General features: G+C 67.9%; 19 protein-coding genes. 12 read left to right on the plus strand and 7 right to left on the minus strand.

Annotation, left to right across the window (positions count from 1 at the left end):
* Nucleotides 1-64: 64 nt before the first annotated feature.
* From OXG55_04295 to OXG55_04305, 3 genes are read right to left on the minus strand one after another with little or no spacing between them, the layout of a single operon-like run.
* A complete protein-coding gene (locus OXG55_04295) occupies nt 65-379 on the minus strand; it encodes a HigA family addiction module antitoxin (protein ID MCY4102476.1) in 315 nt (104 codons plus the stop codon).
* Nucleotides 379-936 (minus strand): DUF5615 family PIN-like protein, encoded by a 558-nt coding sequence (locus tag OXG55_04300; GenBank protein MCY4102477.1) that lies wholly within the window; start codon nt 934-936, stop codon nt 379-381. The genes OXG55_04295 and OXG55_04300 overlap by 1 nt, the downstream gene beginning before the upstream one ends.
* Before the next feature lie 15 nt (nt 937-951).
* Entirely contained in the window at nt 952-1,641 is a 690-nt protein-coding gene (locus OXG55_04305) for a DUF433 domain-containing protein (protein ID MCY4102478.1), read from the minus strand.
* 291 nt (nt 1,642-1,932) lie between these two features.
* Between OXG55_04305 and OXG55_04310 the strand changes: the two genes are divergently transcribed.
* The 11 genes from OXG55_04310 to OXG55_04360 all read left to right on the plus strand — a co-directional run bounded on the left by OXG55_04310 (nt 1,933) and on the right by OXG55_04360 (nt 14,401).
* Complete coding sequence (locus tag OXG55_04310; protein MCY4102479.1) at nt 1,933-4,011, plus strand: helicase-related protein; 2,079 nt, start codon at nt 1,933-1,935, stop codon at nt 4,009-4,011.
* Entirely contained in the window at nt 4,008-5,360 is a 1,353-nt protein-coding gene (locus tag OXG55_04315; protein ID MCY4102480.1) for a restriction endonuclease subunit S, read from the plus strand. The genes OXG55_04310 and OXG55_04315 overlap by 4 nt, the downstream gene beginning before the upstream one ends.
* A 71-nt stretch (nt 5,361-5,431) precedes the next feature.
* Nucleotides 5,432-5,674 carry a hypothetical protein gene (locus tag OXG55_04320; GenBank protein MCY4102481.1) on the plus strand — a complete coding sequence of 81 codons (243 nt, stop codon included), beginning with the start codon at nt 5,432-5,434 and terminating at the stop codon, nt 5,672-5,674.
* 18 nt (nt 5,675-5,692) lie between these two features.
* A complete protein-coding gene (locus OXG55_04325) occupies nt 5,693-6,619 on the plus strand; it encodes a hypothetical protein (GenBank protein ID MCY4102482.1) in 927 nt (308 codons plus the stop codon).
* A gap of 184 nt (nt 6,620-6,803) precedes the next feature.
* A complete protein-coding gene (locus OXG55_04330) occupies nt 6,804-8,258 on the plus strand; it encodes a class I SAM-dependent DNA methyltransferase (protein ID MCY4102483.1) in 1,455 nt (484 codons plus the stop codon).
* A gap of 504 nt (nt 8,259-8,762) precedes the next feature.
* Nucleotides 8,763-10,043 carry a DUF4143 domain-containing protein gene (locus tag OXG55_04335; GenBank protein ID MCY4102484.1) on the plus strand — a complete coding sequence of 427 codons (1,281 nt, stop codon included), beginning with the start codon at nt 8,763-8,765 and terminating at the stop codon, nt 10,041-10,043.
* Nucleotides 10,044-10,716: 673 nt separating this feature from the next.
* Complete coding sequence (locus OXG55_04340; protein MCY4102485.1) at nt 10,717-11,394, plus strand: DUF6338 family protein; 678 nt, start codon at nt 10,717-10,719, stop codon at nt 11,392-11,394.
* Nucleotides 11,366-11,572 carry a hypothetical protein gene (locus tag OXG55_04345; protein MCY4102486.1) on the plus strand — a complete coding sequence of 69 codons (207 nt, stop codon included), beginning with the start codon at nt 11,366-11,368 and terminating at the stop codon, nt 11,570-11,572. The genes OXG55_04340 and OXG55_04345 overlap by 29 nt, the downstream gene beginning before the upstream one ends.
* Nucleotides 11,573-11,684: 112 nt before the next feature.
* Complete coding sequence (locus tag OXG55_04350; protein ID MCY4102487.1) at nt 11,685-12,215, plus strand: DUF1697 domain-containing protein; 531 nt, start codon at nt 11,685-11,687, stop codon at nt 12,213-12,215.
* Nucleotides 12,216-12,357: 142 nt separating this feature from the next.
* Nucleotides 12,358-13,326: a DNA-processing protein DprA gene (locus tag OXG55_04355; GenBank protein ID MCY4102488.1), complete on the plus strand. Its 969-nt coding sequence runs from the start codon at nt 12,358-12,360 to the stop codon at nt 13,324-13,326.
* A 37-nt stretch (nt 13,327-13,363) separates the two neighbouring features.
* Nucleotides 13,364-14,401, plus strand: coding sequence for a 5-methyltetrahydropteroyltriglutamate--homocysteine methyltransferase (locus tag OXG55_04360; GenBank protein ID MCY4102489.1), 1,038 nt, complete (start codon nt 13,364-13,366; stop codon nt 14,399-14,401).
* Nucleotides 14,402-14,423: 22 nt separating this feature from the next.
* On the opposite strand, the gene OXG55_04365 is transcribed toward OXG55_04360, so the two are convergent.
* Nucleotides 14,424-14,954: an FxsA family protein gene (locus OXG55_04365; GenBank protein ID MCY4102490.1), complete on the minus strand. Its 531-nt coding sequence runs from the start codon at nt 14,952-14,954 to the stop codon at nt 14,424-14,426.
* Between the two features lie 146 nt (nt 14,955-15,100).
* Between OXG55_04365 and OXG55_04370 the strand changes: the two genes are divergently transcribed.
* The gene (locus tag OXG55_04370; GenBank protein ID MCY4102491.1) at nt 15,101-16,006 is read left to right on the plus strand and encodes a phytanoyl-CoA dioxygenase family protein; all 906 of its coding nucleotides are present in this window, start codon (nt 15,101-15,103) and stop codon (nt 16,004-16,006) included.
* Between the two features lie 52 nt (nt 16,007-16,058).
* Here OXG55_04370 and OXG55_04375 read toward each other — a convergent pair whose 3' ends face one another.
* The 3 genes from OXG55_04375 to gmd form a co-directional block, all read right to left on the minus strand.
* Complete coding sequence (locus tag OXG55_04375) at nt 16,059-16,613, minus strand: RDD family protein (GenBank protein MCY4102492.1); 555 nt, start codon at nt 16,611-16,613, stop codon at nt 16,059-16,061.
* Between the two features lie 74 nt (nt 16,614-16,687).
* Nucleotides 16,688-18,046 carry an FAD-dependent oxidoreductase gene (locus tag OXG55_04380; protein ID MCY4102493.1) on the minus strand — a complete coding sequence of 453 codons (1,359 nt, stop codon included), beginning with the start codon at nt 18,044-18,046 and terminating at the stop codon, nt 16,688-16,690.
* 4 nt (nt 18,047-18,050) lie between these two features.
* Complete coding sequence (gmd, locus tag OXG55_04385; protein ID MCY4102494.1) at nt 18,051-19,025, minus strand: GDP-mannose 4,6-dehydratase; 975 nt, start codon at nt 19,023-19,025, stop codon at nt 18,051-18,053.
* Nucleotides 19,026-19,263 lie beyond the last annotated feature (238 nt).

The raw sequence follows: 19,263 nt of genomic DNA on the forward strand, positions 1-19,263 counted from the left end.
AGTGATCCTGGCCTCCCCGGTCCCGCAGCCTCCCCCCGTGCGGCAGTGGCCGCCGCACCGCTGGTCAGGCCGCCGTCAGATCGCCGGGACCGGGCAGTTCGGCGAATCTCTCGACTTCGATGTCTCCGGCACGGTCCCGGGCAAGCCAGAGATCGTGAGCCATCTGCATGCGCAGCCACGTCTCCGGAGTCGAGCCGAAGGCGCGGGAGAGGCGGATCGCCATCTCGATCGACACGCCGGCCTTCTCGTTCACAAGATCTGACAGCGCCTGGCGGGTGACACCGAGGCCCTGTGCGGCCCGCGTCACCGTCAGACCCAGCGGCTCCAGACACTCCCACCTCACGATCCCCCCCGGGTGGGGAGGGTGGTGCATGGCCATCATCTCATCTCCTCAGTGGTAATCGGTGTAGTCGACATCGACCGCGTGACCACCGCCTCCTGTGGATACAGAGGGCCAAGCGGGGTAGTCCGCTTGCGTGGCTTCCTCGCAGGTCTGATTTGCCTCATCCGGCCACGCGCGAAGCGAGCCGCCTCGCCGAGGTCGAGCGACTTCGTCGTGGTGCGCATCGCCTGCAGGCAGATCGGACCGTCGGCGCGCTCCAGACGCTCCTCCCAGTCGTGGATCTGCTTGAACACGAGAAAGACCATGTCCACACGACGGAGTTGGCACCCGCGGGGATCGATCCAGATCACACGATGTCCAGCCTCGGCGCACAGCATGACCATGCCGAGATCCGAGGTCACCACGATCCGGTTCGTGTGTTGTGCGTACTCCAGGACTTCCTCATCTGAGGATCCACGAGGCGGAGCCGAGTCGTGGTTCGCCTTCATCCCCACATAGGAGACCCGGTACTCAAGGATCCGAAGGGCTTCGGCGACTCTCCACGGAAGATTCTCGTCGAATAGAAGCCGGAGCCGGGCGCGACGATTCGACACCGGATGCGCTCGAGTTCAAGCAGCCGGTCTGAGACTGTGCTCGAAGCCGAGCGCCGCCCGCACCTGCGCGACGCTGAGCCGGTAGTCGTCGGACACCTCAGCGATCTCCTCGTCCGAGGGCGCTCTGTCATCTTCCGCAGAAAGTAGACGAGCAATCAATCCTGTCGGCACTCGCGTGCCGTTGACACAGGGTTCCCCGGCCTGCACTGCCGGGTTGATCCACACCTCAGCACGCGGGCGCCAGATCGCCGCCATGCCCTCGTCGTTGAACTCGATCGGCTCTAGGAGCGGCACGACCACGGCCTGGAACGCGAGCTGTCCGCCCTGCCTGACATTCTCCCAGCCTTCGCCCGGTTCGACCTCGGCGAAAAAGCCGGCACCCATCGTTGCAAGGCTCTTGTGAGCGAATGGTCGGTCTGTCCCGAGGCGCCGAGCCAGATACGTTGCACCGTTACGAATGTGATCCCGCCCGACCCCTCGATCAAGCAACACGGCGATGACCCGCAGACTCATCAGGTCCCAGAAGCTGAATAGACCAGCTAACTCCCCCGTCAGCAGCGGGTTCGCCCTACGATCAGACCGCGTCCAGCCCTCGACCCTCTGGCGCGTCCTTCTTAGCAGGCGCGCAACTTCGGCGACGTCGTAGATTCCCCTTCCGAGGTACGAGTCGCCGGTTGAGGCTTCTGGAGTGGCGACGGCAGGCACAGCACCAGCGTAGTTACACCCACCGACAGCGGGCACGTTCTCGCCGCCTCTCGCCCTAAGAGGGTGCGCGGATAGGCTCTGATCAGGTGATTTGCCCTTCACCTGGCGAACTTGTTTGTGCTGGTGGCGAGCGACGAAGCTTGTCGGATCGGTGTCTCTCGGGCGGTGCCGATCACCTATCCGCTAACGCTCTAAGGTGAACTTCCGCTGGAAATTCACGAAGAGCCGTCATCATGAGCGCAAACCCCTCGGAGAACTCGAGTGCGACGGCGCAGGCGCGCGGGGCGGGCCATGGCTGATTACGCCAATGGTGGGCTCACGCCGGAGCAGGAGGCTCGGCGGGAGATCGATGCGCAGTTGGCGGCGTGCGGTTGGGTGGTGCAGGACCACAAGTCTGCGGCGGTGGCGGCGGCTCGGGGGGTGGCGGTGCGAGAGGTGCCGGTCGGTGCGGGGTGGGCCGATTATGTGCTGTTCGTGGATTGCCAGGCGGTGGGGGTGATCGAGGCGAAGCCGGTGGGGACGACGCTGACGGGCGTGGAGACGCAGACGCTGGGTTACCGGCGGTCCTATCCCGGTGAGCTGCCGGCATTCCAGGTGGGCGGGGTGCTGCCGTTCGGTTATGAGTCCACCGGCGTGGAGACCCGGTTCACCTGCGGGTTGGATCCTGTGCCCACGTCACGGCGGGTGTTCGCGTTTCACCGGCCCGAGGCGATGGCTCGCTGGATTGACGACCACATCGAGACAAAGGCCGGCACGCTGCGCGCCGGGTTCGTGACGGAGTTCCGCGACCGTCTGACCCGCTCCCAGCGCCTCGAGCTGGTGGATGAGGACGTGGACTACGACGCCGCCGAGTTGGACCGCCGGGTGGTGGCGCCCGATCAGATCCGCACCGTCGCAGCGACGCTGCGGGACTCGCTGCCGGCGATGTTCCCCGACCGCGAGCGGCGCGCCGACGGGAAGCTGCGTCACGTCCCCAAGACGCTGATCTTCGCCAAGGACGACAGCCACGCGGATGACATCGTCCAGATCGTGCGGGAGGAGTTCGGCCTCGGCAACGAGGGCGCGGTGAAGATCACCTACCGGTCCGGCGACGCCGGCCGCCGCCCCGAGGAGTTGCTGCAGCAGTTCCGCAACGCCTACAACCCCCGCATCGCGGTGACCGTGGACCTCATCGCCACCGGCACCGACGTGAAGCCCATCGAGTGCGTGGTGTTCATGCGCCGGGTGCGCAGCCGGAACTACTTCGAGCAGATGAAGGGGCGCGGCGTGCGGGTCATCGACCCCGACGACCTGCGCGCCGTCACGCCCGACGCCACCGTCAAGGACCGCTTCGTGGTCGTGGACGCGGTCGGGGTGACCGACGACGACCTGCCCGACACCGTGCCCCTGGAGCGGCAACGCCACGAGAGCTTCGACCAACTCCTGGCCCGCATCGGCTTGGGCTCCACCGACGAGGCCACGGTGTCCTCGGCGGCGTCGCGCCTGGCCCGACTCGACCAGCGCATGACCGCCGGGGACCGCGCCGCGGTGCAGAAGATCGCCGGCATGGGCCTCGGCGCGCTCGCCCGCCGACTCGTCGAAGCGCTCGACCCGGATAGTCACCTGCAAGCGGCCGCCGAGGCCGCCGGGATCGACGACCCCACACCCGAGCAGGTCGCCTCCGCCCGCGAGCAGTTGGTCCGGGCTGCCGTCCAGCCCCTCGCCGGCAACTCCGAACTGCGCGAGAAGCTGATCGAGGTCCGCCGCAGCTACGAGCAGATGATCGACTCCGCCTCCGCCGACACCGTCGTCTCCGAAGGGTTCTCCGTCGACGCCGCCGACCGGGCCCGCCGCCAAGTCGAGTCGTTCCGCAAGTTCATCGAAGAGCACCGAGACCAGATCACCGCCCTGCAAGTGCTGTACGACCAGCCACCTGGCGGATTCTTCACCTACGCGGACATCAAGGGACTCGCCAACGCCATCGCCCGCCCACCCCACCGCTGGACCACCGAGGACCTCTGGGCCGCCTACGAGACCCTCGACGCCAGCAAGGTCCGCGGCTCGGGCCACCGCGTGAACACTGACCTCGTCAGCCTCGTCCGCTACGCAATCGGCCTCACCGACGAACTGGTCGCCTACCCCGACCTCGTCAACGAGCGCTTCGAGGCATGGCTCCAGCAGCAGCGCAACGCCGGCCGCGCATTCACGGTCGAGCAGGTCGCTTACCTCCGCCTGATCCGCGATCACCTGGCAACGAGCGTGATGATCGCCCCATATGACTTCAGGAACCCTCCGTTCAGCACCCACGGCGGCTACGGCCGAGCCCTCCAGCTGTTCGGCGATGAGCTCACACCACTGATGGACGAACTGATGGAGGTACTGGTGGCGTGAGCGACGAGCTGCCACCGGGCTGGGCGGTGGCGAGCATGTCTGAGGTTGCTGAAGTACAGCTTGGCCGCCAACGATCCCCACAGCACCACACGGGTGATCAGATGCGCCCCTACCTCCGATCAGCCAACGTCACCTGGAACGGGATCGACCTTGGCGACGTCAAGGAAATGAACTTCGACGATGCTGACTTCGAGAAGTACCGGCTCCGGGCTGGCGACCTCCTGCTCAACGAGGCATCCGGCAGTCCGAACGAGGTTGGCAAGCCCGCGATTTGGCACGGTGAGATCGACGGCTGCTGCTTCCAGAACACGCTGCTACGCCTTCAGACGCCCGAACTCGATCGAGGATACGTGTACTGGTACTGCCATCTATCGGCCCGAAGTGGTCGCTTCGGCGATGCTGGCCGGGGCGTGAACATCAGGCATCTCGGCAAGCAAGGCTTGGCCCGATTCCCGATCCCGATCGCGCCGGTGGCGGAGCAGAAGCGGATCGTCGCCGCCATCGAAGAACACTTCTCCCGACTCGACGCCGCCGAGGCCGCGCTGCGACTGGCCCTGAACCGACTCGACAACCTCAGGTCATCCATCCTCGCCGACGCCTTCCACGCCCGCAGCGAACTTCCTGAGGGCTGGCAGAAAATGACAATCTCTCAAGTCGCTGACGTACAGCTTGGTCGGCAGCGGTCGCCACAGCATCATTCCGGTGAGCAAATGCGGCCGTACCTGAGAGCCGCCAACGTCTCCTGGGAGGGCATTGTTCTCGACGATGTGAAGACAATGAACTTTGATGACGCTGACTTCGAGAAGTACCGGCTGACGCGAGGGGATCTGTTGCTCAACGAGGCTTCCGGCAGTCCCAACGAAGTCGGGAAACCAGCAATATGGGATGGACAGATCGAGGATTGCTGTTTCCAGAACACTCTGCTCCGCCTGCGGCCACGAGCCGTCGCGCTCCGCTATCTCTACTGGTACTGCTATCTCTCTGCCCTCAGCGGTGAGTTCGGCGAGGCCGGACGCGGGGTCAACATCCGCCACCTTGGCAAGCAAGGACTTGCCCACTTCCCCATTCCGGTCGCGCCGCCGGGAATCCAAGACGAAGTCGTCGCACGAAACGACCAACAGATGTCGGCGGTCGAGGAATCGCGGCGAACTCTCACAACCACCTTGCACCGCGTTGCCGCACTCCGGCGATCAGTCTTAGCAACGGCCTTCTCCGGGCGGCTCGTGCTGCAGGATCCTGACGATGAGCCTGCTTCGGTGCTTCTCGAGCGCATCGCCGCCACCCGGCCGGCGGGGCGCGTGTCGCAGAGCCGGTCGGCTCGCCCGCGGTCAGCCCGCGGCACCGCGTAACAATTGACGTATATTATATCAAGATATATGGAAACTAGTTGTTATTTCTAGGATCGCCCTACACTCGCCGCATGGCAGAACCAGATCGACGGCTCAGCGACGCCTACGACGTGGTCAGGGCCGCAGCGATCAATGCGGGGGATGCCGCGAAGTTCGCCGACAACTCGGCGCAGCGGGCCCATGCGGCTATTGAGGCGGCGGGACTCGCGCGCCGGTTCGCCAACGACGCCGCGAAGGAAGCCGTGGAAGCAAGGCTCCTCGCCCGGCGCGCCTCCATCTCGCTCGGCAAGTTGTTGGATATTCTCGACCCCTGACGAGGGAGCCGCCGAGCGATGCCAGCCAGAGAGCGTGAGCCAGACAACGTCCACAGGGCGCGGACGTACCGCGAGGAGGCCGCCCTACGGCGGCCCGGACCGAACCGCGACGCCCTGAACCGCCTCGCCGACGCGCTGGAAGCCACAGACGACATAGATCGCGTGCCGAACCGCGTCCTGAGCGCCGGCCTGCAAGCCTTAGGCAGCGACGACTACCTCGACCCCGACTATCCGCTGTATCAGACAGAGGCCCCCAAGCTTGACAACATCCGCAGGGCGCGGTCGTACCGCAAGGAGGCCGCCCTACGGCGGCCCGGACCGAACCGCGACGCCCTGAACCGCCTCGCCGACGCGCTGGAAGCCACAGACGACATAGATCGCGTGCCGAACCGCGTCCTGAGCGCCGGCCTGCAAGCCTTAGGCAGCGACGACTACCTCGACCCCGACTATCCGCTGTATCAGACAGAGGCCCCCAAGCTTGACAACATCCGCAGGGCGCGGTCGTACCGCAAGGAGGCCGCCCTACGGCGGCCCGGACCGAACCGCGACGCCCTGAACCGCCTCGCCGACGCGCTGGAAGCCACAGACGACATAGATCGCGTGCCGAACCGCGTCCTGAGCGCCGGCCTGCAAGCCTTAGGCAGCGACGACTACCTCTTGACCGGCGACACCCCACCGCCGGGCGAACTCGAACCGACCGAGCACGACCCCAGCCATCGAGACGGCTCGTCCGATCAGACGGACGCCCGAGAGGCGGACCGCAAAGAGCTGCCGCCGATCCTCCGCCGGTCCGCTGCTGATCGTGCGCCCGGACCGAACCGCGACGCCCTGAACCGCCTCGCCGACGAACTCGAGACCACCGGCGACGTCACCCTCGTCCGAAGCGCCACCCTGAGAGACGGCCTGCGCGCCCTGGGGTCGTTCGGAGACGCCGCCGAAGCCTGACGCAGGACTGCGCGGCCCGCCCACGCGGCGCGGCCCGACCCCGACAGCGCGCCGAGGCTCCTCGATTGCTCGGCGCGCCCACTCCGGGGGCGACTCCCCGACGTGGAGGCCCGCTGAGTACTCTCCGGCCGGTGACTCCGCACAATGACCGTTCCGGCCGGGACCGCCCGCGCCGTCGCCGGCCATGAGCGCCGATCCGAAGGCTCTGGTGCAGCGGCTGTGGGATTTCTGTGACGTTCTGCGTGACGACGGCCTGTCGTACGGGGAGTACTTGGAGCAGCTCACCTATCTGCTGTTCCTGAAGATGGCCGACGAGCAGTTCGAGCAGCTCGGCGGGCAGCGGGTGGTGCCCGCGGGTTTCGGCTGGCCGTCGCTGCTGCGGCGCTCGGGCGTCGAGTTGGAGCAGCACTACAGCACGGTTCTCGAAGAGCTCGGCGCGGGCGACGACATGTTGGGGGTGGTGTTCCGCAAGGCACGCAACCGGGTGCAGGATCCGGCGAAGTTGGAGCGGCTCATCAAGGAGTTCGTGGACCGCCACGAGTGGCTGAGCCTCGACGCCGACTTGAAGGGCGACGCCTACGAGGGCCTGATCGAGAAGACCGCCCAGGAGGGCGCCCGCGGTGCGGGCCAGTACTTCACGCCGCGGGCGCTGATCTCGGCCATCGTGGACGTGATGCTGCCGGGCCCCGACGACCGCGTCTGCGACCCGGCGTGCGGCACCGGCGGCTTCTTCCTCGGCGCCTACCAGTCGATCCTCCAGCGCTTCCCGCACCTGGAGCCGCATCAGACCGCGCACCTGCGGTCGGGCGCGTTCACGGGCTGGGAGATCGCCGACCTGCCGGCGCGGCTGTGCGCCATGAACCTGCTGCTGCACGGCATCGAGAGCCCCGAGTCCGACTCGCCGGTCCACGTCGACGACGCCCTGCGGGAGCGGCCCAGCGCCCGCTTCGACATGGTGCTCACGAACCCGCCGTTCGGGCGGTCCTCCACCGACAGCTACGAGCGCGACGACTTCTGGGCCGCGACCCGCAACAAGCAACTCAACTTCGTCCAGCACATCGCCGGCCTGCTGCGCATCGGCGGCACCGCGGCGGTGGTGGTGCCCGACAACGTGCTCTTCGAGGCCGGCGCCGGGGAGACAATCCGCCGCCGCCTGCTGGCCGACTGCGAGGTCCACACCCTGCTGCGCCTGCCGACGGGCATCTTCTACGCCCAAGGCGTCAAGGCCAACGTCCTGTTCTTCCGCCGCCGCCCCGGCGCCCAGCACCCCTGGACCCGCGAGCTGTGGGTCTACGACCTGCGCACCAACAAGCACTTCACCCGCAAGCAGAACCCCCTCCGCCGCGCCGACCTCGACGACTTCGTAGCCTGCTACCGCCCCGGCGAACCCCACCGCCGCGAGCCCTCCGAACGCTTCAAGCGCTTCACCTACAACGAACTGCTGGCGCGCGACAAGGTCAGCCTCGACATCTTCTGGCTCCGCGACGACAGCCTCACCGATACCGACGACCTCCCACCCCCCGCCGTCCTCGCCTCCGAAATCGCCGAAGACCTCCAAGCCGCCCTAGAAGAAATCCAAGCCCTCACCGAAAGCCTCGCAGCCACTCCGGGGACGAACGACGCCGCGGCCGGGAACTAACGCCGGCCGCTCGATCTGGATCTCCTGATCGAGTCGAAATAGCCGGCTTCGTGTGACAATCAGCGACCTCCTCGCCGAATCAAGGTCACAGAATGCCAAGTCGCGTAGAAGCGCAAGGACCCGACTGCTCACCGTCCGGAGAGGAGTCGGGTCTGCTTCCTCGAGCTACTGCTCTCGGTGTGGCCAGTCTCGCCGCAGCAGCCGCGAACTTCAATCTGTCGCGATTGGCCCGGCAGGCGATGCTCGGTAAGGCTGTCGCACCCCATTCCTACGATCGGGGCTGTGGATAATCGAGTTGCGAGGAGGGCCGTGGACGACCCTACCGCCGAGATAGGAACTGGGCACCTCCTCGAGTTGCATTTCGCTCCGCTGATAGCGCCGCCGGTGGGTGGCAGGCTGTACGTTAGATTGTCGATATCTTGCACATCGAATACTCGATAATTTATACATTAGAAATCCGTCTTTTGATACATCAACAGCCCGACTTTTGGTACACTGGCATCAATGAGCGTCGGAGGGGCCGGACAGATCGACGACTGGTACGTGCCGCGGGTAGTGGACACACAACTGCAGGCCGCACTGCGAGCGTCACCCGCCGTCGTCCTCGAAGGGCCGCGGGCCTGCGGCAAGACGTCGACGGGCCGGGCGCACGCGCACAGCGAGGTCATGTTCGGTTCCGATCGCAGCGCGCGGCTGGCGGCACATGTCGACCCCGGCGAGATCCTGGTCGGGCCCGAACCGAGGTTGCTCGACGAGTGGCAATTGGCGCCGGAGATCTGGAACCAGGTGCGGGCAGCAGGCGACGAAGGGCGCAGGCCCGGCCGCTTCATCCTGACCGGCTCCGCACTGCCCACCGACGACATCACCCGCCACACCGGGACCGGCCGCATCACGCGGGTCCGGATGCGTCCGATGTCACTGTTCGAGACAGGCCTGTCCTCGGGGACGGTCGCCTTGGACGATCTGTTCTCAGCGAACGTCGGCTTCGTCAACGCGCCGGACCCCGGTCTGCGGGACCTGGTGGAAGCGACGTGCCGGGGAGGATGGCCGGCCTCCCTGGACATCGACCTCGTGGCGGCACAGAACTACGCCTCGTCGTATCTCGCCGAAGTCTGCCGGACCGACATTCCTCAACTGGGCGGCCCGGCTCGCGATCCCCTCGGGGTCACACGCCTGCTCCGGTCACTGGCCCGGAACGTGGCAACCGAGGCGTCGGAAAGCACGCTGGCAACGGACACCGGGGGCGAGCGACCGCTCGACCGGCGCACCGTCAGTGCCTACCTTGATGCTCTGGAGCGGCTCTTCGTCGTGGAGGACGTACCGGCATGGTCGATCGAGTTGCGATCCCGTGCCCGGCTCCGGCAGGCCGCGAAGCGCCATCTGACCGATCCCTCACTGGCAGTGGCCGCCCTCGGAGCCAACCCGGAGCGGCTGATCAGCGATCTAGGCACCTTCGGACTGTTGTTCGAGTCCCTTGCGGTTCGGGATTTGCGCGTCTATGCCGAGTCGAGCCGCTCGCACCTGGCGCACTACCGGGACAGCAGCGGCTTGGAAGTCGACATCATCATCGAACGTGGTGACGGAGCCTGGATCGCGCTCGAGATCAAACTCGGCGGCGAGGCCGCCATCGAGCACGCCGCCAAGTCCCTCCGCAAGCTGCGCGACACGGTCTCGGACCGTCGCGTAGGCGACCCGTCGAACCTGGTCGTCGTGACCGCCAACGGCTACGGCTTCCGCCGAGAGGACGGCGTACAGGTGGTCCCGCTGACCGCCCTCGGTCCCTGAGCGGGCTCGCCCACCTATCGGCCCGATGCGCTTCGGTGAGTGACTCGTGGGCTGCTGGTGGCGATGACAACTTGGATCGTGCTCCTGCGAGGCGTGAACGTCGGTGGCCATCGCAAGCTGCCGATGGCTGCGCTGCGCGAGCTGCTCGCCGAGGTCGGCTTCGAGAACGTTCGCACGTACATCCAGAGCGGCAACATCGTCCTCGACTCGCCCGACGGTGACCGCGACTCGGTGGCCCACTCGGTTCAGGGTGCAATCGAGGAGCGCTTCGGGTTCGCTCCCCACACGTTTGTCCTCGGCGTCGACGCCTTCGATGCCGCCATCGACGCCAACCCGTTCCCCCAGAGCGAGCAGGACCCGAAGGCGGTCCACTTCTTCTTCCTCGCCGAACCCGATCCGACCGCCGATCTGGACGGCCTGCGGGAACTGGCCACGCAGGGCGAGGAGTTCGTGCTGACCGAGCGGGTCCTCTACCTCCACACCCCCAACGGGTTCGGCCGGTCCAGGCTGGTCGAACGGATGCACCGGTTCATCGAGGCCGAGACGACAGCCCGCGGTGACTCGCTTGCCGCTGAGGCAACCAAGCTGGCGAGCCGTATGCTGCGCTCGCTCCGAGTGGCACCTGCTTCCCCTGGCTTCCCCGACAGGACGAGACGAGGCGAAGGGAGAGTTGGTGTCAACGATCTTGCAGGCGACTGCCATACTCGGTGTGATCTTCCTCCCCGGGGCGCTGTTCGCTTGGGCGTTCGAGCGGCTGGCCGGCCAGTTCGGCATTCAACGCAAGGACCGGGCTCTGCGGTTCGTGGGCGGTTCGGCGGTCTTCTTCGCCCTCTTCTCGGCCCCGCTGTACTGGCTGTACGCCAACTACTGGCACGCGTTCGCCGGCGGCCAGCCCCTGCCGGGGTGGCTGGCGGTCGTGCCTCTCGCCTATGTAGCCCTGCCCGCGGCGGCAGGAACGCTCCTCGGCCGTGGCGTGCGGGTGGGCTGGAGGTGGACACGCGTGTTGTTCGGGGTAAGCCGTGCTCCGCGCGCCTGGGACTACTTGTTCGAGCACCGCCGCAAGGGGTGGGTGCGATGCCGACTGAAATCGGGCACCTGGATCGGAGGTGCCGTCGCCGAGGTCGGCAATCGGCAGTCGTTCGCAGCGCGCTACCCCGAACCGCAAGATCTGTACCTGGCCGCTACCATCGATGTTGATCCCCGAACGGGCGAGTCCCACGGCGATTGGCAGACGGCGGCGCACGGCAACATCGGTGTCCTCCTCCGCTGGGAAGACATCGAGTACCTCGAGTTCATCCACGCAGACGAGAGGCAGGAAACCGATGTGGAAGGCGATCAAGAAGGCACTTAAGTACCCGTTCGAGCGCGTCGAACCAAGACCGGAGGACTACCACGCTTTCGTCGCCACAACGCCGATCAGCGAGATCGGACCCCCGCCGAAGGGACCGGGACTGGGAGGCGCCAGGCTTGACCTGCCACCGCCTCCGCCCGTGGACCGGGAGACGTCGTCGGCTCCACCGGCGGGATAAGAGCCGAGTGCACAGCGAGTAGTCCCAAGCTGCTGGCGGCGATGACGACTTGGATCACGGGTCGTGGTGGCGGCCGACGGCGAGGGGTCGGCGTCGCAAGCTGCTGGCGGCGATGACGACTTGGATCGTGCTCCTGCGCGGTGTGAACGTCGGTGGACGTCACAAGCTGCCGATGGCTGCGCTTCGCGAGCTTCTCGTCGAGGTCGGCTTCGAGAACGTTCGCACGTACATCCAGAGCGGCAACATCGTCCTCGACTCGCCGGACGGCGACCGTGAGTCGGTGGCCCGCTTGATTCGGGACGCCATCGAGGGGCGCTTCGGGTTCGCTCCTCACGCGTTCGTCCTCGACATCGACGCCTTCGACGCCGCCATCGCCGCCAATCCGTTCTCCCGGGGCAGCGAGGATCCGAAGGCGGTCCACTTCTTCTTCCTCGCCGAACCCGATCCGACCGCTGATCTGGATGGCCTGCGGGAACTGGCCACGCGAGGCGAGGAGTTCGTGCTGACCGAGGAGGTCTTCTACCTCCACGCCCCGAACGGGTTCGGCCGGTCCAAGCTGGTCGAGCGACTGCACCGGTTCGTCGGCACCGAGACCACAGCCCGCAACTACCGGTCGGTGAGAGCCATCCGGGCGCTCGTTTGATCCATCGCTAGCGCGGGCCACCGATCATGGCAGGCGCGAGGGCAGGCCCAGGGAGCACTGTCGCACTCCCATCGTAGGGTTCGCATCATGACGGATCCTTCGACTGGCGCGGGCCGGCATCGTCTAGGAAGCCGCTGAAATGGTGAACGAAGATTCGCTGGCGACGATCCTGCTGGTCGGGCGGCTTCCCGGCGATGATGTCGAGCCGTTGAAGGCGTCGGAGTTCTGGAAGCTCTGCGAGCTCGCCGGTGAGCCGAGCCGACTCCTGGGAGTCGTGGAGGAGCAGCTTGCCGCGGATCTCGGCATGGCACCGGAGTTGGCGGGCCGAGTCGTGGCACTGCTCGACCGGGCGACCGCGATGGCCTTCGAACTAGAGCGCCTGGGACAGGCCGGCATCTCGGTGCTGACCCCTTCCGATGAGCACTATCCCCGACGGTTGGTCGAGCGGGTCGGAGCGTCTGCACCCGTCCTGCTGTACGCCGCCGGCGCTGTCGACTTGCTCGGCGAGTCGGGCATCGGGGTGGTCGGAAGCCGCGACGTGTCGCCGGAGGGGGGCCAAGTGGCTGGAGCGGCGGCCGAGCTCGCCGCGCGGGTGGGGGTGCCGCTGATCTCGGGCGGTGCTCGTGGAGTTGACCAGATCGCCATGGACGCCGCATTCGAGGCGGGCGGCGTGGTTGTGGGCGTTCTGGCGGAGTCGCTGATGCGCAAGCTGCGCAGTGTGGACATACGCCGGGCGATCCACGAAGGATGCACCGTGATGTGCACCCCCTACAGCCCCGAGGCACCTTTCAGCGTGGGCAACGCCATGGGACGCAACAAGCTCATCTACGCCCTATCCGATCTCACGCTGGTGGTCGCCGCCGACGTTGACACGGGGGGCACATGGTCTGGTGCAACGGAGGCCCTCAGGCGCGGCTTCGGACAGGTCGCCGTGTGGCGGGGGCCGGGCGAGGGTCCGGGCAACGCACTACTCGAGAAGCGGGGAGCCGTGCCGGTTGCATCGCTTGACGAACTCGAAACGGCATTGCTGAAGCCGGCGGAACCTACCGCCGCCGAATTGCGTCAGGCAGACCGGACCGTGCCGTCACCCCAGCCGAGCCTCTTCAACTGATCCGGGCGGGGCGAGCGCGTCCGTTAGGCTCCGCGGTGTGCTGCTGCCGACAGCCGTGGTGGGGAGCTATCCGCAGCCGGACTGGCTGATCGACCGGCCGGCGCTGTGTACGCGGCTGCCGCCGCGGGTGCGGGCGCGGGAACTCTGGCGGATCCCGCCCGAACGCCTCCAGGAGGCCCAGGACGACGCCACCGTCGTGGCGATCGGGGAGATGGAGCGCAGCGGCGTGGACATCATCACCGACGGCGAGATCCGGCGCGAGAGCTACTCCAACCACTTCGCCACCGCTCTGGGGGGCATCGATCCCGAGCGCCACGGCAGTGCCATGGACCGCACCGGCAAGCCGAACCCGGTGCCCCGCATCGCCGGGCCGATCACCCGGCCCGAGCCGATCGGCGTGCGCGACCTGGAACTGCTGCGGGCCCACAGCACCCGCACCGTCAAGTTGACCCTGCCCGGGCCGTTCACGCTCATCCAGCAGGCCCAGGACGACCACTACGGCGACGAGCGGAAGGCGGCCTCCGCCTACGCCAAGGTGGTCAACGCCGAGATCAAGGACCTGTTCGACGCCGGGGCGGACGCGGTGCAACTCGACGAGCCGTACATGCAGGCCCGGCCCGAGCAGGCCCTCCAGTACGCCGTGGAGGTGCTCGACGAGGCGCTCGACGGGGTCACCGGCACGACGGTGCTGCACATGTGCTTCGGGTACGCCGCCATCCACGCCTGGCGGGGACTCGGCAAGCCGGACGCCTACGCCTTCCTGCCCGAGCTGAACGTCAGCGCCGTGGACCAGATCTCCATCGAGGCCGCTCAACCGGGAATCGACCTGGACATCCTCTCCAAGCTGCCCGACAAGACGGTCGTGCTCGGGGTGATCGACAACGGCGACGCCACCGTGGAGACGCCGGAGACGGTGGCGCAGCGGATCCGCGACGCCCTGCAGCACACGTCGCCCGATCGGCTCATCCCCGCACCGGACTGCGGCATGAAGTACCTGTCACGCGAGGTCGCCTTCGCCAAGCTGTCGGCGCTCGCCGCCGGGACCGCCATCGTGCGGGAGGAACTGTCCGCCTGAGGGGCGGCGAATCCCCTTCCCACTAACCCGGCTCGGGCCTCTTCCCGCGCTTTGAGCCCTTGCGCAGCGAACGCGGCTCGCTGACGTCGCGGACGTCGCCCCCGCGCGGCCCGGCTTGTGGACCGTGCCCGAAGCCGCCGAAACCACCGAAGCCGCCGAAGACGCCCGGGCCGGCGGTCCAGCCCGCAACGCGTAGCCGCTTGCTGTACCGGCGGATCAGCAGCGCCCGCAGCGCCAGCCGGGTCGGGGGGATGAGCAGCAGCAGGCCCACGGCGTCGGTCAGGAAACCCGGCGTCAGCATCAGCAGGCCGCCGACGAGGATCAACAGACCGTCCACGAGTTCCTTGGCGGGGATCTCGCCGCGGGCGAGCCGCTCCTGGATCTGGCGCAGCACACCGAGGCCGGAGCGGCGCACCAACCAGGCCCCGGCGATCGACACCGCCACCAGCAGGCCGATGGTCTCGGCAATGCCCAGATCACGGGTCACCCGGATGATGAAGAAGATCTCCGCCACCGGTGTGCCCAGCAGCGCCAGCAGGAGGACGACGAACACCGCCCTCAGCGTAGGCAGCGGGACGATCCTCGCCGCGACGCTGCCGCGACGTGAGCAGCGGGGCGACGACTCGGCGTGCCGACCGGCTGTCTGCGGCGGAGAGCCGCACCCGGCTGCGAGACAGGCTCGCCCGGTATGGTTTGGGCATGACGCTTGCAGAAGCACCCCCGAACACCGCAGGTCTCATCACCGAGAGCCAACGCGCCGAGTACGAGGCGAACGGCTACCTGTGCCTTCCCGGCTTCGTCGGATCGGAGTGGCTCGACGAACTGAACGCCGTCACCGCGGAGTTCGTGAAGGCCAGCCGCTCGGCGACCTCCTCGGGCACCGAGTTCGATCTCGAACCATCGCACACCGCGGAGGCCCCGAGGCTGCGGCGCCTCAACTACCCGGTCGACCGGCACCCGACGTACGCACGGTTCACATTCGAGGGTCCCCCGGCACAACTCGCCGCGGCGCTGCTGGGCGGTCCGGTCCGGTATCACCACTCCAAGCTCAACTTCAAGTGGTCCGGCGGCGGCGCGGAGGTGAAATGGCATCAGGACATCCAGTTCTGGCCCCACACCGACTTCACGCCGCTCACGATCGGCGTGTACCTCAGCGACGTCGACGCCGACATGGCGCCGATGGGGGTGCTCCCCGGCAGCCACCGCGGTCGCCTGTATGACCAGTACGGCGCCGACGGTTCCTGGGCCGGCGCCCTCAACGACGCCGACGTGGCGGGGCTGGACCTCGACCGGGTGGTCTACCTCAGCGGCCCTGCGGGGTCGGTGACGGTCCACAACTGCTGCATGATTCACGGTTCGCTGCCGAACACCTCGCCGCGGCCTCGCCCGCTGCTGCTGCAGACCTACTCGGCCATCGACTCCTATCCGGTCAGCCAGATCGGGCTCAACAGCATCCTCGACTCGCACGGTGGCCGCATCTGCGGCGGCGAGGCGTCCCAGATGCTCACCGTCGACGGCCGCCGGATGCACGGCGCCCCCGACTTCTCAGTCTCCGGACCCCCCACGATCTTCGGCTCGCAGCAACAGGGCGACGGCTACGCCTGAATCGCAGCGCGACACGCGCGAGCCGGCGCGGCGGTTGCCGGCCGCGGCGGCGTCAGGAGGCGCCGCGGGTGGATCCCGCTGAGGAGCGGGCTCCCCAGGGGCGCTGGCGCTGCACGACCACGGTGCGCGCGATTCGATCCTGGAGGCTGCGCTGCAGGCGCGTGTCGCCGACCATCGGCAGGATCGACAGCGCCATGAGTATGGCCGCCACCTGCGGACCGGCCGCCAGGATTCCCGAAGGAGCAGCCCGGGCGAGCGAAGGCACCCAGTCGGGACGGCGACCGTCGGAGCGGCGGACCACATGGAGACCCATGACCATCTTCCCGGCCGTGCGCCCGGCGGTGGCCACCATGACGGTCTCGTAGAGGATCGGCACCGCCACCAGCATGGCGATCCGCCCGCTGTTGGACAGCGGGGTGCCCGCCAGCACAGCCAGCAGCATCAGCGCGGCGTCGAACAGCCGGGCGGCCAACCGCGACAGCAGCGAGCCGAGCGGCTCCTGCAGCACGAACTCCTGGGACTCGCCATCCCGGGGCTTCTCGGTCCGGGGATCCCCACTCCGGAGATCGTCGGGCGGGGTGCTGCTCGGGAGGGGTGGATCGGCCATGAACGGGGCTCGGCAACTCGGGAGGCGTCCGGGGAGTCTCGACCTCAGTGGCGACGCCGGGGCTCGGACGGACGCTACTCGGCGGCGTCGCCGAGGGCTTCGGAGAGCGTGGGGTGGGCGAAGAGGGTCTCGGAGATGTCGCCGACTGTCAGGCGGGCGGTCACGGCCAGCGCCACCACGGAGATCAACTCGGCGGCCTGCCCGCCCACGATGGACCCGCCCAGCACCACGCCCGTGGCGGGGTCCGACACCAGCTTCAGGAAGCCCCGCGGGTCGTTGTTGATGAGCGCCTTCGGGGTGACCGAGAACGGCATCTTGGTGACCCGGATCTTCCGTCCCGTGGCCTCGTCCTCGGTGAGCCCCACCTCGGCGATCTCGGGCTCGGTGAAGACCGCGGAGGCGGCCTGGCTGTAGTCGATGTGGCGGTGTGGACGGTTCTTGTGGAGCCCCATGGCGTGCTCGGCGATCTTGCGTCCCTGCATGGCCGCCACCGACGAGAGCAGCGCCTTGCCGCTGAGGTCGCCTGCTGCATAGATGTGCGGCACCGAACTCCGGCAGTTGTGATCGATCGTCACGTAGCCGCCGACGGACTCCACGCCCGCGGCCGCCAGGCCCAGATGCTCGGAGTTGGGGATCGCCCCGACGGCCAGGAGGGCGTGGGTGCCCTCGGCGACCCGCCCGTCGTTGCAGCGAACCGCCACGCCGTCGGTGTGCACGTCCACCGCACTGGCCCGGGCACCCTTGTAGAGACTCACCTTTCGGGCCAGGAAGCTCTCCTCGAGGAGGGCCGCCACCTCGGGGTCCTTGCCCGGCAGCACCTGCTGGCGGCTCACGATCAGCGTCACGTCGCTGCCGAAGCTCTTGAACATGTGGACGAACTCCACGCCGGTCACGCCCGAGCCGATGATCACCAGATGCTGCGGAACCTCCGGCGGCGGGTACGCCTGCCGGGTCGTGAGCACGCGCTGACCGTCGGGGGTGCACCACTCGGGCACGCGCGGGCGGCTCCCGGTGGACAGCACGATCACGTCCGCGGTGATCTCGCGCCGGCCTTCGGCCGTCTCGGCGACCACTTCGTTGGGCCCTGCGAGCGAACCGGTGCCTTCGAGGACGCACACACCCTGGCTCTCCAGCATCTGGCTGAGCGACTGGTGCAGCTGTTGCTGGGTGGATTCGATGTACTCCCGCAGGCCGTCCAGATCCATGGTGGGCGTCACCGGGTCCAGGCCCATACCGGTGGCGCGGGAGACGAACGACATCACGCCGCCCGCGGCGATCATGGCCTTGGACGGGATGCAGTCCCAGAGGTTGGCGGCGCCGCCCAGGATGTCCTTCTCTATCAGGGTGACGTCGGCACCCAGTCGGGCGGCGACCGACGCACAGGAGTTGCCGGCCGGGCCGCCGCCAACGATGCAGAATCGCAGCGCCCGCACGGGTTCAGATCGGCGATCGCCGGAGATCGGCCTCGACCATCATCGACACGAGTCCTTCGAAGTCCATCTTGGGCTTCCAACTGAGGTCGCGGTTCGCCTTCATGGGGTCGGCGACGAGGTGGTCCAGGTCCGCCGGGCGCACGAACCGCGGATCGGTCCGCACGTGGTCCTGCCAGCGCAGGCCGGCCTGCTCGAAGGCCAGTGCGCAGAACTCGCGCACCGAATGCGCCACCCCGGTGCCGACCACGTAGTCCTCGGGCTCATCCTGCTGCAGCATCAACCACATCGCCTCGACGTAGTCGCCGGCATACCCCCAATCGCGCCGGGCGTCGAGGTTGCCCAGACGCAGCTCGCCGGTCCGGCCCGCCAGGATGTCCGCCACCCCGCGGGTGATCTTGCGGGTCACGAAGGTCTCGCCGCGCCGGGGGCTCTCGTGGTTGAACAGGATGCCGCTGACCGCGAAGAGCCCGTACGCCTCCCGGTAGCTGCCCACGAGGCAGTGTCCCAGCGCCTTGGCGCAGCCGTAGGGAGAGCGGGGTCGCAGCGGCGAGTGCTCGTTCTGCGGGACCGGCGACGATCCGAACATCTCCGAGGAGGAGGCCTGGTAGAAGCGAGCGGTCGAACCCAGCGAGCGCAGACCCTCGAGGAGGCGCAGCGGACCCAGCCCCGTGGTCTGCATCGTCTGCTCGGGCACCTCGAAGGACACCGCCACGTGGCTCTGCGCCGCCAAGTTGTAGATCTCCTCGGGCTGCGTCGCCTCGAGGAGTCGCACCAGCGACGCCCCGTCGGTCATGTCCGAGGTATGCAGGTGGAACCGCTCCGCCGAGGCGGGATCGGCCAGGATGCCCCGGAGCCGCCCGGTGTTGTCCAGCGACGTGGGCCTCGTCGTGCCGTGCACCTCGTAGCCCTTGGCCAGAAGGAACTCGGCGAGGTACGAGCCGTCCTGGCCGGTGACACCGGTGATGAGCGCGACTGGCACGGGCGAATCCTACTTCCCGCAGGGACATCGCTCCGGGCGGCCGGCCGCGCGCCGGGCGGGTGGCCGGGTCCTGGGTTCCGGCCTTCGCCGGAATGACGTGTCGGGGGGGCGGAATGACGCGTCGGGGCGGCACCGGGGCAGGCCGGACGGGGCCAGCGAGGCGGGCGGGCGGCGGCCTCTGTCAGTCGTCGTTGATGATGGTGCCGGTGGCGGTGCCTCGGGCGATGGTGGCGCCGGC

The organism is bacterium, assembly GCA_026708055.1.
GTDB lineage: Bacteria > Actinomycetota > Acidimicrobiia > Acidimicrobiales > CATQHL01 > VXNF01.

Excerpts from the sequence above, each read along its gene's own strand:
- OXG55_04345 (MCY4102486.1), top strand. The coding sequence starts at position 11,366 with ATGTGGAAGGCGATCAAGAAGGCACTTAAGTACCCGTTCGAGCGCGTC.
- OXG55_04330 (MCY4102483.1), top strand. The coding sequence starts at position 6,804 with ATGAGCGCCGATCCGAAGGCTCTGGTGCAGCGGCTGTGGGATTTCTGT.
- OXG55_04320 (MCY4102481.1), top strand. The coding sequence starts at position 5,432 with ATGGCAGAACCAGATCGACGGCTCAGCGACGCCTACGACGTGGTCAGG.
- OXG55_04370 (MCY4102491.1), top strand. The coding sequence starts at position 15,101 with ATGACGCTTGCAGAAGCACCCCCGAACACCGCAGGTCTCATCACCGAG.
- OXG55_04350 (MCY4102487.1), top strand. The coding sequence starts at position 11,685 with ATGACGACTTGGATCGTGCTCCTGCGCGGTGTGAACGTCGGTGGACGT.
- OXG55_04335 (MCY4102484.1), top strand. The coding sequence starts at position 8,763 with ATGAGCGTCGGAGGGGCCGGACAGATCGACGACTGGTACGTGCCGCGG.
- OXG55_04310 (MCY4102479.1), top strand. The coding sequence starts at position 1,933 with ATGGCTGATTACGCCAATGGTGGGCTCACGCCGGAGCAGGAGGCTCGG.
- OXG55_04295 (MCY4102476.1), bottom strand. The coding sequence starts at position 379 with ATGGCCATGCACCACCCTCCCCACCCGGGGGGGATCGTGAGGTGGGAG.
- OXG55_04375 (MCY4102492.1), bottom strand. The coding sequence starts at position 16,613 with ATGGCCGATCCACCCCTCCCGAGCAGCACCCCGCCCGACGATCTCCGG.
- OXG55_04325 (MCY4102482.1), top strand. The coding sequence starts at position 5,693 with ATGCCAGCCAGAGAGCGTGAGCCAGACAACGTCCACAGGGCGCGGACG.